The organism is Streptomyces coerulescens, assembly GCF_042657965.1.
GTDB classification, from domain to species: Bacteria; Actinomycetota; Actinomycetes; order Streptomycetales; family Streptomycetaceae; genus Streptomyces; species Streptomyces coerulescens.
The window spans coordinates 1,287,472-1,303,029 of sequence record NZ_JBHSKM010000002.1 but is presented as its reverse complement, the minus strand read 5'-3'; the positions used below and the strand labels follow the sequence as shown (position 1 = coordinate 1,303,029).

At 71.3% G+C, this 15,558-nt stretch carries 11 protein-coding genes and 1 pseudogene; 6 read left to right on the top strand and 6 right to left on the bottom strand.

Features of this window, described 5'->3' with window-relative positions:
- Nucleotides 1–15: 15 nt before the first annotated feature.
- A pseudogene (locus ACFPQ9_RS07195) lies at nt 16–288 on the bottom strand (CBS domain-containing protein); the annotation flags it as partial.
- A 232-nt stretch (nt 289–520) separates the two neighbouring features.
- Here ACFPQ9_RS07195 and ACFPQ9_RS07190 point away from each other — a divergent pair.
- The gene (locus ACFPQ9_RS07190; protein ID WP_380848272.1) at nt 521–1,990 is read left to right on the top strand and encodes a 3' terminal RNA ribose 2'-O-methyltransferase Hen1; all 1,470 of its coding nucleotides are present in this window, start codon (nt 521–523) and stop codon (nt 1,988–1,990) included.
- Entirely contained in the window at nt 1,987–4,563 is a 2,577-nt protein-coding gene (locus ACFPQ9_RS07185) for a polynucleotide kinase-phosphatase (RefSeq protein ID WP_380848270.1), read from the top strand. Before ACFPQ9_RS07190 ends, ACFPQ9_RS07185 begins: the two co-directional genes overlap by 4 nt.
- A gap of 21 nt (nt 4,564–4,584) precedes the next feature.
- On the opposite strand, the gene ACFPQ9_RS07180 is transcribed toward ACFPQ9_RS07185, so the two are convergent.
- Nucleotides 4,585–5,484 (bottom strand): NAD(+)/NADH kinase, encoded by a 900-nt coding sequence (locus ACFPQ9_RS07180; protein WP_380848268.1) that lies wholly within the window; start codon nt 5,482–5,484, stop codon nt 4,585–4,587.
- Nucleotides 5,481–6,545 carry an SPFH domain-containing protein gene (locus tag ACFPQ9_RS07175; protein WP_380848495.1) on the bottom strand — a complete coding sequence of 355 codons (1,065 nt, stop codon included), beginning with the start codon at nt 6,543–6,545 and terminating at the stop codon, nt 5,481–5,483. Before ACFPQ9_RS07175 ends, ACFPQ9_RS07180 begins: the two co-directional genes overlap by 4 nt.
- A 123-nt stretch (nt 6,546–6,668) precedes the next feature.
- Between ACFPQ9_RS07175 and ACFPQ9_RS07170 the strand changes: the two genes are divergently transcribed.
- The gene (locus ACFPQ9_RS07170) at nt 6,669–7,892 is read left to right on the top strand and encodes an arginine deiminase (protein ID WP_380848266.1); all 1,224 of its coding nucleotides are present in this window, start codon (nt 6,669–6,671) and stop codon (nt 7,890–7,892) included.
- Nucleotides 7,893–7,988: 96 nt separating this feature from the next.
- The gene (gene argF, locus ACFPQ9_RS07165) at nt 7,989–8,999 is read left to right on the top strand and encodes an ornithine carbamoyltransferase (protein WP_380848264.1); all 1,011 of its coding nucleotides are present in this window, start codon (nt 7,989–7,991) and stop codon (nt 8,997–8,999) included.
- Between the two features lie 24 nt (nt 9,000–9,023).
- Here the strand turns inward: argF and ACFPQ9_RS07160 are convergent, their stop codons facing one another.
- A complete protein-coding gene (locus ACFPQ9_RS07160) occupies nt 9,024–9,476 on the bottom strand; it encodes an ATP-binding protein (protein ID WP_380848261.1) in 453 nt (150 codons plus the stop codon).
- A 317-nt stretch (nt 9,477–9,793) separates the two neighbouring features.
- Between ACFPQ9_RS07160 and ACFPQ9_RS07155 the strand changes: the two genes are divergently transcribed.
- Together ACFPQ9_RS07155 and ACFPQ9_RS07150 are read left to right on the top strand one after the other, a co-directional pair.
- A complete protein-coding gene (locus ACFPQ9_RS07155; protein WP_380848258.1) occupies nt 9,794–10,621 on the top strand; it encodes an enoyl-CoA hydratase family protein in 828 nt (275 codons plus the stop codon).
- Between the two features lie 2 nt (nt 10,622–10,623).
- Nucleotides 10,624–12,969, top strand: a complete 2,346-nt coding sequence (locus ACFPQ9_RS07150; protein ID WP_380848492.1) for a bifunctional salicylyl-CoA 5-hydroxylase/oxidoreductase — start codon at nt 10,624–10,626, stop codon at nt 12,967–12,969.
- Between the two features lie 38 nt (nt 12,970–13,007).
- On the opposite strand, the gene ACFPQ9_RS07145 is transcribed toward ACFPQ9_RS07150, so the two are convergent.
- Nucleotides 13,008–13,820 carry a PaaX family transcriptional regulator gene (locus ACFPQ9_RS07145; protein ID WP_380848255.1) on the bottom strand — a complete coding sequence of 271 codons (813 nt, stop codon included), beginning with the start codon at nt 13,818–13,820 and terminating at the stop codon, nt 13,008–13,010.
- A gap of 15 nt (nt 13,821–13,835) precedes the next feature.
- Nucleotides 13,836–15,449: an AMP-binding protein gene (locus ACFPQ9_RS07140; RefSeq protein ID WP_380848252.1), complete on the bottom strand. Its 1,614-nt coding sequence runs from the start codon at nt 15,447–15,449 to the stop codon at nt 13,836–13,838.
- Between the last annotated feature and the right edge of the window lie 109 nt (nt 15,450–15,558).

Here is a 15,558-nt window from a genome sequence, read left to right as displayed (position 1 = left end):
GCATCGCCGGAACCGTCAGATGTTGGGACCGGCGGCACTGATGTCACCCAGTGCCGAGTGGGGATCACGCTCGATCGCCAGGTCGCCGGGGGAGACGACACCCACCGCGTGCTGTTTCTGATCGACGACCGGGACACGTCGTACGGAGTGCTCACGCATCACGTCGACCGCGTGATCCAGGGCGTCGTCGGGCCCCACCGTGATCATCTCGTCGCTGCACGCGTCCACGACGGTCGTGCTGCCCGGGTCGTGCCCCGCAGCCACCGAGCGAACCACCAGGTCGCGGTTGTCACCAGGTCGGTCGTCATGACGTCGCGGACATGCTGAGCCATGGAAAGGGTCCTTCCGTGCCAGGGGCAGTGCGTCTCACCGCCGCTGCGGCACGAGTACCCGCCCACGGTGCGGCCCCACGTCGCTGTGGCGGACGGGAGAAAAACCGCAGGTGGTTCCGGTGTCCGCTCGGTAGGTTGTACGGGCGGCGCACAGGCGCGGCGCAGAACCGATCCGAAGGCCCACCACCGTGTTCCTGACCCTCACCACCACCGGGACCCCCGAACGCCCCGCGACCGATCTCGGCTACCTGCTGCACAAGCATCCCGAGAAGGCGCAGCGGTTCTCCACCTCCTACGGCACGGCCCACGTGCTGTACCCCGAGGCGGACGACCAACGCTGCACTGCCGCGCTGCTGCTGGAGGTCGACGCGGTGGCGCTGGTCAGGCGGGGCAAGGGCAAGGGCCGCGGCGGCGCCCCCGACGCGGCCCTCGCGCAGTACGTCAACGACCGCCCCTACGCGGCCTCCTCGCTGCTGGCCGTGGCGCTGAGCGCCGTGTTCTCCAGCGCGATGCGAGGGGTGTGCAACGCCCGTCCGGAGCGCGCCGCCGAGCCGCTGCCGCTGCGCATCGAGGTGCCCTCGCTGCCCGCCCGAGGCGGCCCGGAGCTCGTACGCCGCCTCTTCGAGCCGCTCGGCTGGGCCGTGACAGTCGAGCCGGTGCCGCTGGACGTGCAGTTCCCCGAGTGGGGCGACTCGCGCTATGTCCGGCTCGTGCTGGAGTCACAGGCGCTGACCCTCGCCGAAGCCCTGCGGCACCTGTATGTGCTGCTGCCCGTCCTCGACGACGCCAAGCACTACTGGGTCGCCTCCGACGAGGTCGACAAGCTGCTGCGCGCCGGTGAGGGCTGGCTGCCGGAGCACCCGGAGCAGAAGCTGATCACCAGCCGGTACCTCTCGCGCCGTTGGTCGCTGACCCGCGAGGCGATGGAGCGGCTGGAGCTCGTGCGGCTCGCGGAGGCCGACGACAGCGAGGTCGAGGACATCGACAACGCGGTCGAGGCCGAGACGGAGGCGGAGGAGAAGCCGACGCCGCTCGCCGTGCAGCGCCGGGACGCGATCCTCGCCGCGCTCAAGGCGTCCGGCGCCGCGCGCGTGCTCGATCTCGGGTGCGGACAGGGCCAGTTGGTGCAGGCCCTGCTCAAGGACCCGGCGTTCACCGAGATCGTGGGCGTGGACGTGTCGATGCGGGCGCTCACCATCGCCGGACGGCGGCTGAAGCTGGACCGGATGGGCGAGCGGCAGGCCTCGCGCGTGAAGCTCTTCCAGTCCTCCCTCGCCTACACCGACAGCCGTCTCAAGGGTTACGACGCGGCCGTGCTCAGCGAGGTCATCGAGCACCTCGACCTGCCGCGGCTGCCCGCGCTGGAGTACGCGGTGTTCGGTGCCGCCCGCCCGAGGACCGTCCTGGTGACGACCCCGAACGTCGAGTACAACGTCCGCTGGGAGTCCCTCCCGGCCGGGCACGTCCGGCACGGCGACCACCGGTTCGAGTGGACGCGCGAGGAGTTCCGCGCGTGGGCGCGGGCCGTCGCCGAACGGCACGGGTACGGCGTGGAGTTCGTGCCCGTGGGGCTCGACGACCCCGAGGTGGGGCCGCCCACGCAGATGGCTGTGTTTGCGAGGAACGTGAACGACGAGAAGGAGGCGAAGGCAGCATGAACCAGTCGACGAACGGGCGTGTCCTGCCCGTCACCGACCTCTCCCTCGTCGTCCTCGTCGGCGCCTCCGGCTCCGGCAAGTCCACCTTCGCCCGACGGCACTTCAAGCCCACCGAGGTGATCTCCTCCGACTTCTGCCGCGGTCTGGTCTCCGACGACGAGAACGACCAGGGCGCGACCCGGGACGCCTTCGACGTCCTGCACTACATCGCGGGCAAGCGCCTGGCGGCAGGCCGCCGTACGGTCGTCGACGCCACCAGCGTGCAGCAGGACTCCCGTCGGCAGCTGATCGAGCTGGCGCGGCGGTACGACGTGCTGCCGATAGCCATCGTGCTCGACGTCCCGGAAGAGGTGTGCGCCGAGCGCAACGCGGCCCGCACCGACCGGGCCGACATGCCGCGCCGGGTCATCCAGCGGCACATCCGTGAACTGCGCCGGTCGATCAGGCAACTGGAGCGCGAGGGCTTCCGCAAGGTCCATGTGCTGCGCGGGGTGGAGGACGTCGAGAACGCCACCGTCGTCACCGAGAAGCGCTTCAACGACCTCACCCACCTCACCGGCCCCTTCGACATCGTCGGCGACATCCACGGCTGTGCGTCCGAACTGGAGGCGCTGCTCGGCAAGCTGGGCTACCTCGACGGTGTGCACCCGGACGGCCGTACCGCCGTCTTCGTCGGCGACCTCGTCGACCGCGGCCCGGACAGCCCCGGTGTGCTGCGGCGCGTGATGTCGATGGTGAAGTCGGGCAACGCGCTGTGCGTGCCCGGCAACCACGAGAACAAGTACGGCCGTTACCTCAAGGGCCGCAAGGTCCAGCACACCCATGGACTCGCCGAGACCATCGAGCAGATGGAGACCGAGAGCGAGGAGTTCCGCGCCGAGGTGCGGGAGTTCATCGACGGGCTCGTCAGCCACTACGTCCTCGACGGCGGCCGGCTGGTGGTCTGCCACGCCGGTCTGCCGGAGAAGTACCACGGCCGTACGTCGGGGCGGGTGCGCTCGCACGCGCTGTACGGCGACACCACCGGCGAGACCGACGAGTTCGGGCTGCCGGTGCGCTACCCGTGGGCGGAGGACTACCGGGGCCGCGCGGCCGTGGTGTACGGCCACACCCCGGTCCCGGACGCCACCTGGCTCAACAACACCATCTGCCTGGACACCGGCGCCGTCTTCGGCGGCAGGCTGACCGCGCTGCGCTGGCCGGAGCGCGAACTCGTCGACGTGCCGGCGGAGCAGGTCTGGTACGAGCCGGCGAAACCGCTGCGCACCGAGGCGCCCGGCGGGCACGACGGCCGGCCGCTCGACCTGGCGGACGTGCACGGGCGCAGGGTCGTGGAGACCAGGCACCAGGGCCGGGTCGCGATCCGTGAGGAGAACGCGGCGGCGGCCCTGGAGGTCATGAGCCGCTTCGCCGTCGACCCGCGGCTGCTGCCGTACCTCCCGCCGACCATGGCACCGACGGCGACCTCGCACATCGAGGGCTATCTGGAGCACCCGGCGGAGGCCTTCGCGCAGTACCGGGAGGACGGCGTCGAGCGGGTCGTGTGCGAGGAGAAGCACATGGGTTCGCGGGCCGTGGCCCTGGTGTGCAGGGACGCGGAGGCGGCGCGCAAGAGGTTCGGCGTCGGGGGCACCTCCCGCTCGAGCGAAGTCGAGAGTGGGGGAGGTCCGACCGGTTCGCTCTACACCCGCACCGGCCGCCCGTTCTTCGACGACGAGTCGGTCACGGAGACGATCCTCGACCGGATCCGCACGGCGGCCACGGAGGCCGGGCTCTGGGACGAACTCGAGACGGACTGGCTGCTGCTCGACGCCGAGCTGATGCCGTGGTCGCTGAAGGCGTCGGGCCTGCTGCGCTCGCAGTACGCGGCGGTCGGCGCCGCCTCCGGAGCGGTGTTCCCCGGCGCGGTGGCCGCGCTGGAGGGGGCGGCCGCGCGCGGCGTCGACGTCTCGGACCTGCTGGCGCGCCAGCGCGAACGGGCGTCGGACGCCGCCGCGTTCACGGAGGCGTACCGCCGCTACTGCTGGACCACGGACGGCCTCGACGGTGTCCGCCTCGCCCCCTTCCAGGTCCTGGCGGTCCAGGGCCGCAGCCTCACCGGGCTCCCGCACGACGAGCAGCTCGCGCTCCTGGACCGGCTGGTGGAGCACGACGGCAGCGGACTGCTCCAGACCACCCGGCGGCTGTACGTCGACACCGGTGACCCGGAGTCGGTCCGAGCGGGCGTCGACTGGTGGCTGGAGATGACGGGCCGCGGCGGCGAGGGCATGGTCGTCAAGCCGCTCGGCGCGGTCGTACGCAGCAGGGAGGGCCGCCTGGTGCAGCCCGGCATCAAGTGCCGTGGCCGTGAGTACCTGCGGATCATCTACGGTCCGGAGTACACGCGCCCCGACAACCTGGCCCGGCTGCGCAAGCGGTTCCTCAACCACAAGCGGTCCCTCGCCGTCCGCGAGTACGCGCTGGGTCTCGAGGCGCTGGACCGGCTGGCGGAGGGTGAGCCGCTGTGGCGGGTCCATGAGGCGGTGTTCGGGGTGCTGGCGCTGGAGTCGGAGCCGGTGGACCCGCGGCTGTGACGGCCGGTATCCGTAGCGCCGTCAGTTGACGAGTCGCAGACGGTCCCGGCACACGCCCACCTGGACCGTCTGACCCCAGGTCAGCTCCACCGCGTCCGTCTCCATGCCGTCCCCGAAGGCCACCAGCCGTTCGGACTCGACGGTCAGGCGCAGACGGGCCGCGGCGGCGAGTTCCCCGGCCACCAGGGATGTACCGGTGGCCGGGGAGGGCCAGGCCTCCCGGACGAACCACAGCAGGCGTTCGTCGGTGGGGGAGGGCAGCGGCTGCCGCCCTCCCCGCTCCTGCCACACCGACCGGATCCACCCCGTCGCCCCCGTCCCGGTGCCGATCAGCACCCCGGACGAGGCCTGGGCCTCGACGACACCCCCGTCGTCCTCCAGGCCCAGGCGGTATCTGGCCGTCTGGTGACCGACGGCGCCCAGGTAGATCTCGTTGAGCGCCACCAGACGCTGGGTGTCGTCGGCGACGGCCTCGACCATGGTGAGTTCGTCGGCATCGCCCCTGCCGGATTGGGTGGACGCGAGCAAACCGGCCGCGTCCGCCGGACGGTGCCGCACCAGCACGCCCGGGTTGCGGCCCGGGTCGGCGTCGATGCCCAGCACCGGCTGCCCGGCCAGGTACTTGGCCACGTTCGCGACCAGGCCGTCCTGCCCGACCACGACCACAACGTCCTCCGGACCGAACAGGAACCGGTCCAGGTCGGCCCGCTCCACCCGGGTCTGACGCCAGGTCAGCGGGATCGCGGAGGTCACCTCCGTCAGCGCCTGCCGTGCCCGGCGATGACGTTCGGCGACCTCCTCGATGTCCCGGCCCCGGGAGGCGAGGAAGAAGGCGGCCTGGCCGTGCGTGCCGTGCCGGGCCACCAACTCCTCGTACTCCGTGGTGCGATGGACGAGGACGACCCGCGGGGCGAGGCTCATTCCCGAGTTCCCAGCCTGGTGAGCAGCCCGGTCAGGACGTCCGGCGAGATCGTCACGCTGTCGATCCGCGGCAGGTTCTCCGCCAGCCGGGTCCCGGTCAGGGCGTTCAGCGTCGCCACGTCCACGTCACCGTGCACCCGCAGCCAGGCCGCCTGGGCCTGCGCCCGCGCCTCGCCGACCTCACGCGCACCCTCGGCCTCGGCCTTGGCCAGCCGTACGGAGCGAGTGGCCTCCGCTTCGGCCAGTCGTACGGTGCGTGCCGCCTCCGCGTCCGCGAGCCGTACCGTTCGGGCCGCTTCGGCCTCGGCCCTGACCGCGTCCGCCGCCGCGTGCTCCTCGGCCTCACGCCGCGCGTTCGTGCCGCGCTGGTCCACCAACTGCTCCTCGCGGCGCGCGAGTTCGATCTGGCTGGCCAGTTCGTTCTCGGCGATGGCCCGCTCCCGTTCGACGGCCACCGCCCGCCGCTCGTACGTCGCCCGGTCCGCCTCCTGCTGGATCTGCTCACGGGCCGGCGTGCGCAGCGCCCGCTCCACCTCGGGTTCCGGGCGCAGCGCCACGACGCGCACGGCGACCACCTCGATGCCGGTGGCGGGAAGCCGGGGCTCCGAGCCGAGGCCCTGCGCGATCCGCTCCCGTACGGCCGTCACGCCGTCGACCAGCGCCGCCGACAGGGGCGTACGGGACAGGACGTCCAGGGCGTGCTGCTGCGCCGTCTCGGTGAGCAGGGTGCCGAGCTGCTCCAGGGGCGCGGAGCGCCAGGCCCCGGAGTCCGGGTCGATCGAGAAGTCGAGGCGGGCGGCGGCGACGGCCGGGTCGCTGATCCGGTAGGTGACCGTCGCCTGGACGGCCACGTCCTGGAAGTCGGAGGTACGGGCGTGGAAGGTCATCGCCAGTTCCCGGTCGTCGACCGGGACCTCGGAGATCGCGGCGGTCAGCGCACGGAACCAGAAGCTGAGCCCGGGGCCGTCGTGCAGCAGCCGGGTGCCGCGGTGGTGGCGGATGTGCGCCGTGGGCGCGCCGCGCAGATGGCGCCAGCCCAGGCGCCGGGTGATGTCGGCCATGGAGACCCCCCTCTTTTTCGTCATGTGGACGATAATCGTCCGGACCGCTTGTCGTCAAGAGGACGAAAAGAAGATGGTGGCAAGCAGGGGGTGAACCGGCCCGGCGATGGTCAGGATGGAGGCATGGGATTCCATGTCGACTCCGAGGCCGGGCGGCTGCGCCGCGTCATACTGCACCGGCCCGATCTCGAGCTCAAAAGGCTCACCCCCAGCAACAAGGACGCCCTGCTCTTCGACGACGTGCTGTGGGTGCGCCGGGCGCGGGCCGAGCACGACGGTTTCGCCGACGTGCTGCGCGACCGTGGGGTCGCCGTCCATCTGTTCGGCGACCTGCTCACCGAGGCCCTGGAGATCCCGGTGGCCCGCGAGCTCGTCCTGGACCGGGTCTTCGACGAGAAGGAGTACGGGGTGCTCGCCACCGACCATCTCCGTGCTTCCTTCGAGGGCCTGCCGGCGCCGGAACTGGCCGAGGCCCTGGTCGGCGGCATGACCAAACGGGAGTTCCTGGAGGCGCACCTGGAGCCGACCTCCGTGCGCTTCCATGTCATGGAGCTGGACGACTTCCTCCTCGCGCCCCTGCCCAACCACCTCTTCACCCGGGACACCTCGGCCTGGATCTACGACGGCGTCTCCGTCAACGCCATGCGCTGGCCCGCCCGGCAGCGCGAGACCGTGCACTTCGAGGCGATCTACCGGCACCATCCGCTCTTCCGTGACGAAGCGTTCCACGTCTGGTCCGAGGGGCAGGCCGACTTCCCCTCCACCATCGAGGGCGGGGACGTCCTGGTGATCGGCAACGGCGCGGTGCTCATCGGCATGAGCGAGCGCACCACTCCGCAGGCCGTGGAGATGCTCGCCCACAAGCTGTTCGCCGCCGGCTCGGCGCATACGATCGTCGCCCTCGACATGCCCAAGAAGCGTGCGCTGATGCACCTCGACACCGTGATGACGATGGTCGACGGCGATGTCTTCACCCAGTACGCCGGGCTCGGCATGCTCCGCTCGTACACCATCGAACCGGGCACCGGCGAGAAGGAGCTGAAGGTCACCGACCATCCGCCGGAGCACATGCACCGCGCGATCGCCGCCGCCCTCGGGCTGAGCGAGATCCGCGTCCTCACCGCGACCCAGGACGTCCACTCCGCCGAGCGCGAGCAGTGGGACGACGGCTGCAACGTACTGGCGGTCGAGCCGGGTGTCGTGGTCGCATATGAACGGAACTCCACGACCAATACGCATCTGCGCAAGCAGGGCATCGAGGTGATCGAGATCCCGGGCAGCGAGCTGGGCCGGGGGAGAGGGGGGCCGCGGTGCATGAGCTGTCCGGTAGAGCGCGCTTCCGTGTAGCGCCGTACGGAGACCTGTGGAAATGCGGCCGTATAGAAATGCCTATGGTCGTATAGACTTCCAGAGCCCCTGTCCACGTACCTCTGGAGCGCCCTCATGGCGACTGTCCCGAACGCCCTCGCCGGCCGCCACTTCCTCAAGGAGCTCGACCTCACCGAGCAGGAGTTCCTGGGGCTGATCGAGCTGGCCGCCGAGCTGAAGGCCGCCAAGAAGGCCGGGGTCGAGATCCAGTACCTGCAGGGCAGGAACATCGCGCTGATCTTCGAGAAGACCTCGACGCGTACGCGCTGCGCGTTCGAGGTCGCCGCCGCCGACCAGGGCGCCCGCACGACGTACCTGGACCCGTCGGGCTCGCAGATCGGGCACAAGGAGTCCGTGAAGGACACCGCGCGCGTGCTCGGCCGGATGTTCGACGGTATCGAATACCGCGGGGACAGCCAGGCCAAGGTGGAGGACCTGGCGGTGTACTCGGGCGTGCCCGTCTACAACGGCCTGACCGACGACTGGCACCCCACCCAGATGCTCGCCGACGTGCTCACCATGACCGAGCACTCGGACAAGCCGCTCAAGGAGATCGCCTTCGCGTACCTGGGGGACGCCCGCTTCAACATGGGCAACTCCTATCTGATCACCGGCGCGCTGCTCGGCATGGACGTACGGATCGTCGCGCCCGAGGAGTACTGGCCGAACGACGGTGTCGTCGCGCGGGCCCGGAAGCTGGCGGAGGACAGCGGCGCCGTCATCACGCTGACCGCGGACGTCGCCGACGGTGTCCGCGGCGCCGACTTCGTCGCGACCGACGTATGGGTCTCCATGGGGGAGCCCAAGGAGGTCTGGGCCGAGCGGATCGCCGCGCTCGGCCCCTACTCGGTGACCATGGACGTCCTGCGCGCCACCGGCAATGCGGACGTCAGGTTCCTGCACTGCCTGCCGGCCTTCCACGACCTCGGTACGAAGGTCGGCCAGGAGATCTTCGAGCAGTACGGTCTTCAGTCGCTGGAGGTCACGGACGAGGTCTTCGAGTCGGAGCACTCGGTGGTCTTCGACGAGGCGGAGAACCGGATGCACACGATCAAGGCCGTCCTGGTGGCCACGCTGGGACGCTAGCCGTGAAGCGGCGCCGCCCCGGCGTCACAGCGGCCGGCGCTGTGCCGGTACGACCGGCAGTCTGAACCACACCGCCTTGCCGGAGCCCGTGGGGCGGTGGCCGCAGGACGAGCTCAGGGTGCGGATCAGGAGCAGACCGCGGCCGTGCTCCTGCCAGGGGTCGGGCTCGCCCTCGAGGGGGCGGGTCAGATTACCCGGCGGGGCCGGGTCCGGGTCGTGCACCTCGACCTGGCAGCCGGACGGCAGCAACTCCACCACGAGCTCTATCGGGCCGCTGCCCGCGGTGTGCTCCACGGCGTTCGCGACCAGCTCCGCCGTGAGCAGCTCCGCCGTGTCGCTGTCCGCGGCGTGCTCCAGCTCGGCCAGTGCCGTACGGACCAGCGCCCGCGCGACGGGCACGGCCGCAGTGGTGTGCGGCAGCGCGATACGCCATGAGGCGGAGGCGGGGGAGCGATCGTGCAAGGCGGGTCCGTTCATGAGCAGGCTGTCCTGCCTTCAACCTTATGAATGGTACGGCGCCCCCCGGCGGGGCCGCTCGTCGGGCGCCGTTCGGGACCTGCGGCCCCGACTGACATGCGGCTTACCCGGATGAACGGCCGGCCGCGCACGCCTGATCCCGCCGTTACGCGGGTGTCGCCGAGCCGTGACGGATGTGACGGCGCCGGGTCACACCACTCCGGCTATCGCGTGGTCGTGACGACAGTCAAAGTTGGGTGATAACTTCGAGGGGAAGAGCTCGAAGGGTAGAGCTCACTGAGCCAGTGCCCGCCGTCCGCCCGAGGAGGCCGCACGTCATGAGTCCCTTCACCGGCTCCGCCGCCCGCACCCCCGACTGGAAACACCTGCGGGTCGAGCACGCCGACGGGGTCGTCACCGTGACCCTCGCCCGCCCCGAGAAACTCAACGCGCTCACCTTCGGCGCCTACGCCGACCTGCGCGACCTGCTCGCGGAGCTGTCCCGGGAGAAGGCGGTACGGGCCCTGGTGCTGGCCGGCGAGGGCCGCGGTTTCTGCTCCGGCGGCGACGTCGACGAGATCATCGGCGCGACCCTGGCCATGGACACCTCCCAGCTCCTCGACTTCAACCGGATGACCGGGCAGACCGTGCGGGCGATCCGCGAGTGCCCGTTCCCGGTGATCGCGGCCGTGCACGGGGTGGCGGCGGGAGCCGGTGCCGTACTCGCGCTCGCGGCCGACTTCCGGGTCGCCGACCCCACCGCACGCTTCGCGTTCCTCTTCACCCGGGTCGGCCTGTCCGGCGGCGACATGGGCGCCGCGTACCTGCTGCCCAGGGTCGTCGGCCTCGGCCACGCGACCCGGCTGCTGATGCTGGGCGAACCGGTCCGGGCTCCCGAGGCCGAGCGGATCGGCCTCATCAGCGAGCTGACGGAGGAGGGCCGTGCCGACGAGGCCGCGGCGGCCCTGGCCCGCCGCCTGGCCGACGGCCCGGCCCTGGCGTACGCCCAGACCAAGGCGCTGCTGACGGCCGAGCTGGACATGCCACTGGCGGCGGCCGTGGAGATGGACGCGTCGACGCAGGCCCTGCTGATGAACGGCGAGGACTACGCGGAGTTCCACGCGGCGTTCACGGAGAAGCGCCCGCCGAAGTGGAGGGGGCGGTGACTGTGCCGACCAAAGGGGCGCGGGGAACTGCGCGGCCAGCCCCCACCAGCCCGCAGCCGCCGACGACGCCTAGCCACCCCCTACGAGTCGCGATCATTGGCGGCGGCCCCGGAGGGCTCTACGCGGCGGCGTTGCTCAAACGCCTCGACCCCGCCCGTGAGATCACCGTGTGGGAACGCAACGCCCCCGACGACACCTTCGGCTTCGGCGTCGTCCTCTCCGACGAGACCCTCGGCGGCATCGAACACGCCGACCCCGTGGTCTACGAGTCGATGCAGCACGACTTCGTGCGGTGGGACGACATCGACATCGTGCACCGAGGAACCCGGCACACCTCCGGAGGTCACGGCTTCGCCGCCCTCGGCAGAAAGCGCCTCCTGGAGATCCTGCACGACCGCTGCCGTGACCTCGGCGTGGACCTGCGCTTCCGCACCGAGGCCCTCGACCCGGCCGGGCTCGCCGACACGCACGACCTGGTCATCGCCGCAGACGGTGTGAACAGCACCACCCGCGAGACCTACGCCCATGTGTTCCGCCCACATGTGGCCACCCACCACTGCCGCTACATCTGGCTCGCCGCCGACTTCGCCTTCGACGCCTTCCGCTTCGAGATCGCCGAGACCGAACACGGTGCGATGCAACTGCACGGCTACCCGTACGCGGCCGACGCCTCCACCGTGATCGTCGAGATGCGGGAAGAGGTCTGGCAGGCCGCCGGGTTCGCGGAACTCGACGAGCAGGGGTCCGTCGACCGCTGCGCCAAGATCTTCGCGGAGGCGCTGCACGGGCGGCCGCTGAAATCCAACAAGTCGGCCTGGACGACGTTCCGCACGGTTGTCAACGAGCGCTGGTCGCACGGCAACATCGTGCTGCTCGGCGACGCCGCCCACACCGCCCACTTCTCCATCGGCTCCGGCACCAAGCTCGCGGTCGAGGACGCCCTCGCCCTCGCCGCCTGTCTGGAGGAACAGCCCGACATCGCCGGCGCGCTCGGCGCGTACGAGGAGGAGCGTAAACCGGTCGTCGCCTCCACCCAGCGGGCCGCCCGCGCCAGCCTGGAGTGGTTCGAGAACCTCGGGCTCTACCTCGACCAGCCCTCCCTCCAGTTCGCGTTCAACCTGCTCACCCGCAGCCGCCGCGTCACCCACGACAACCTGCGCCTGCGCGACGCCGGCTTCACCGAGGCCGTGGAGCGCGACTTCGGCTGCCCCACCGGCACACCGCCGATGTTCACCCCGTTCCGGCTGCGCGGCCTGACCCTGCGCAACCGGGTCGTCGTGTCCCCCATGGACATGTACACCGCCAGCGACGGCGTCCCCGGCGACTTCCACCTCGTCCACCTCGGCTCCCGCGCCCTCGGCGGCGCCGGCCTGGTGATGACCGAGATGGTGTGCGTCAGCCCCGAAGGGCGCATCACTCCCGGCTGCACCGGCCTCTACACCGGCAGGCAGGCCGACTCCTGGAAGCGCATCGTCCAGTTCGTGCACGACCGGGCACCCGGCACCGCGATCGGTGTGCAGCTCGGCCACAGCGGACGCAAGGGCTCGACCAAGCTGATGTGGGAGGGCATGGACGAGCCGCTGGACGACGGCAACTGGCCGCTCGTGGCCGCGTCCCCGATCCCCTACAAGCCGAACAGCCAGACCCCGCGCGAACTCAGCCGCTCCCAGCTCACCGACATCCGCGAACAGTTCACCTCCGCCGCCTGGCGCGCCGCCCGCGCCGGCTTCGACCTGCTCGAACTGCACTGCGCGCACGGCTATCTGCTCTCCGGCTTCCTCTCCCCGCTCACCAACCGGCGCACCGACGCCTACGGCGGCACCCTGGAGAAACGACTCCGCTTCCCGCTGGAGGTCTTCGACGCCGTACGCAGCGTATGGCCCGAGGAACGGCCCATGACCGTCCGTGTCTCCGCCACCGACTGGGCCGAGGGCGGCAATGACGCCGAGGACGCCGTGGAGATCGCCCGCGCCTTCGCCGCGCACGGCGCCGACGCGATCGACGTGTCGACCGGGCAGGTCGTGGCCGACGAGCGGCCGGAGTTCGGGCGGTCGTACCAGACGCCGTACGCCGACCGGATCCGCCACACCACCGGTCTGCCGGTGATCGCGGTCGGCGCGATCTCCTCCTGGGACGACGTCAACTCCCTCATCCTGGCCGGCCGTACGGACCTGTGCGCGCTCGCCCGCCCGCACCTCTACGACCCGCACTGGACCCTGCACGCGGCGGCGGAGCAGGGCTACGCCGGTCCGGGCGTCGTCTGGCCGGCGCCGTACCGGGCGGGCAGCCGCCGACCGCAGACGGGCCGCACGGACGCCCCCAAGCCGCGGCTGACGCTGGGGACCTGAGGGCTGCTGCCTGGGGGCCGGAATTCACAGACCGGAATTCACAGACCGGCGTAGGTCGCCCCCGCGTCCCGCAGGCGCTCGTGCAGTCCCCGGAAGACGGCGGCCGAGCGCGCGCCCGGCCAGTCCGCGGGCAGCAGCCGGGCGGGCAGTCCGGGGTCGGTGTAGGGGAGGTGGCGCCAGGAGTCCAGGGCGAGGAGATAGTCGCGGTACGCCTCCTCCAGCGGGGTGTCCGCCCGCCGCTCCCACGCGTGCAGCACGGGCTCGTGCCGGTCGAGGAACGCGTCGTGCTCCTTGGCGATCGCGGCCAGGTCCCACCAGCGGGCCACGGCCTCGGTGGTCGGTGTGAAGCCGAGGTGCTCGCCGCGGAAGAAGTCCACGTACTCCTCCAGGCGGAGCCGCTGAAGGGTGTGCCGGGCCTCCTCGTACAGCTGCGCCGGCGCGATCCACACGCCCGGCGCCGCCGTCCCGAAGCCGAGGCCGGCCAGCCTGGAGCGCAGCACATGCCGCTTCTGCCGCTCCGACTCCGGCACCGAGAACACCGCGAGCACCCAGCCCTCGTCGTCGGGCGGCGCGGCGGTGTAGATGCGGCGGTCGCCGTCGTGGAGCAACTGGCGGGCGTCCGGCGACAGTTCGTACCCGGCCGCGCCCTGCGCCGTCCGGGCCGGCAGCAGCAGCCCGCGCCGCTTCAGCCGGGACACCGACGAGCGTACGGACGGGGCGTCCACGCCGACCGCGGCCAGCAGTCTGATCAGCTCCGCGACCGGCACGGGGCCGGGCATGTGGCGGCCGTAGGCGCCATAGAGCGTGACAATCAGAGACCGTGGTGCATGCTGGTCGGACACGTTGATCATCTTAGGTCGTACGGATCAGTGCCGGTCACCCCGTGGGTCGCCGCCGTCGCGCAGCCGGAACCGCTGGAGCTTTCCGGTAGCGGTGCGCGGCAGCGCGTCCAGGAAGACGATCTCACGCGGGGACTTGTACGGCGCCAACTCCGCCTTGACGAAAGCGCGCAGGGCCTCGGCGTCGCGTCGCGCACCCTCCCTGAGCACGGCGTATGCCACGACGACCTGGCCGCGCGCCTCGTCGGGCCGGCCCACCACCGCCGTCTCCAGGACATCCGGGTGGCGCAGCAGGGCCTCCTCGACCTCCGGTCCTGCGATGTTGTAACCGGCTGAGATGATCATGTCGTCCGCGCGGGCTACGTAGCGGAAGTAGCCGTCACTCTCCCGGATGTAGGTGTCGCCGGTGACGTTCCAGCCGTGGCGCACGTACTCGCGTTGCCGTGGGTCGGCGAGATAGCGGCAGCCGACGGGGCCGCGCACGGCGAGCAGGCCGGGCTCCCCGTCGGGCAGGTCCCGGCCCTCGTCGTCGATCACGCGCGCGTGCCAGCCGGGGACCGGGACGCCCGTCGTCCCGGGCCTGATGTTCTCGTCGGCGGCGGAGATGAAGATGTGCAGCAGTTCGGTGGCTCCGATGCCGTTGATGATGCGAAGCCCGGTCCGCTCGTGCCAGGCCTGCCAGGTGGCGGCGGGCAGGTTCTCGCCCGCCGAGACACAGCGGCGCAGGGAGGAGATGTCGTTCGAGTCGAGTTCGTCGAGCATCGCGCGGTACGCCGTCGGCGCGGTGAACAGCACCGACACCCGGTGCTCGGCGATCGCCGGCAACAACTGCTTGGGGCCGGCCTGTTCCAATAGCAGGGCGCTGGCGCCGGCCCGCATCGGGAAGACGACGAGCCCGCCGAGCCCGAAGGTGAAGCCGAGCGGGGGACTGCCGGCGAAGACATCGCCCACATGTGGTCGCAGCACATGTTCCGAGAAGGTGTCGGCTATCGCGAGCAGATCCCGGTGGAAGTGCATACAGCCCTTGGGCCGTCCGGTGGTACCGGAGGTGAAGGCGATGAGCGCGACGTCGTCGGACGCGGTGTCGGCTGCCGGGTAGGGCGTGTCGGGCGCGGGGCGGCGCAGCAGGTCGTCGGGGGCGTCGCCGCCGTACGTCGTGATCCGCAGGTCGGGTATCTCGGCCTTGGCGAGGTCGTCCACGGCGCGGATGTCGCACAGCGCGTGCCGCACCTGGGCGATCTCGCACATGGTCCGCAGCTCGTGCGGGCGCTGCTGGGCCAGCACGGTGACGGCGACCGCACCCGCCTTCAGCACCGCGAGCCAGCAGGCGGCCAGCCACGGTGTGGTCGGGCCACGCAGCAGCACCCGATTGCCCGGGACAACACCGAGGTGGCTGGTGAGCACATGGGCGAGCCGGTCCACCTGGGCCCGCAGTGTGCCGTACGTCCATGTGTCGCCGGACGGGGTGTGGAACACGGGCCGCTCGTCGTCGGGGCCGTCGAGCAGTTCGGCCGCGGCGTTGAGCCGTTCGGGGTAGTGCAGCCCCGGCAGGTCGAACGGGAGCTCGGGCCACTGGTCGGGCGGTGGCAGATGCTCGCGGGCGAAGGTGTCGACGTGGGCGGAGCGGTGCAGACCGGCCATGGCGGTTCGCCCCCTTGCCTTGTGGGCTGCCTGATGGGCGTCGTGCTTGTGGGCGTCGTGGTGGGCTCGCACATGGAGCGTATCGTGTTGGTGACGACAGTCAATGGCG

What these genes read in the sequence shown, in the direction of transcription:
- ACFPQ9_RS07140 (WP_380848252.1), bottom strand. Translation starts at nt 15,449, where the DNA reads ATGGCCGGTCTGCACCGCTCCGCCCACGTCGACACCTTCGCCCGCGAG.
- ACFPQ9_RS07170 (WP_380848266.1), top strand. Translation starts at nt 6,669, where the DNA reads ATGGGATTCCATGTCGACTCCGAGGCCGGGCGGCTGCGCCGCGTCATA.
- ACFPQ9_RS07175 (WP_380848495.1), bottom strand. Translation starts at nt 6,545, where the DNA reads ATGGCCGACATCACCCGGCGCCTGGGCTGGCGCCATCTGCGCGGCGCG.
- ACFPQ9_RS07160 (WP_380848261.1), bottom strand. Translation starts at nt 9,476, where the DNA reads ATGAACGGACCCGCCTTGCACGATCGCTCCCCCGCCTCCGCCTCATGG.
- ACFPQ9_RS07180 (WP_380848268.1), bottom strand. Translation starts at nt 5,484, where the DNA reads ATGAGCCTCGCCCCGCGGGTCGTCCTCGTCCATCGCACCACGGAGTAC.
- argF (WP_380848264.1), top strand. Translation starts at nt 7,989, where the DNA reads ATGGCGACTGTCCCGAACGCCCTCGCCGGCCGCCACTTCCTCAAGGAG.
- ACFPQ9_RS07155 (WP_380848258.1), top strand. Translation starts at nt 9,794, where the DNA reads ATGAGTCCCTTCACCGGCTCCGCCGCCCGCACCCCCGACTGGAAACAC.
- ACFPQ9_RS07145 (WP_380848255.1), bottom strand. Translation starts at nt 13,820, where the DNA reads ATGATCAACGTGTCCGACCAGCATGCACCACGGTCTCTGATTGTCACG.
- ACFPQ9_RS07185 (WP_380848270.1), top strand. Translation starts at nt 1,987, where the DNA reads ATGAACCAGTCGACGAACGGGCGTGTCCTGCCCGTCACCGACCTCTCC.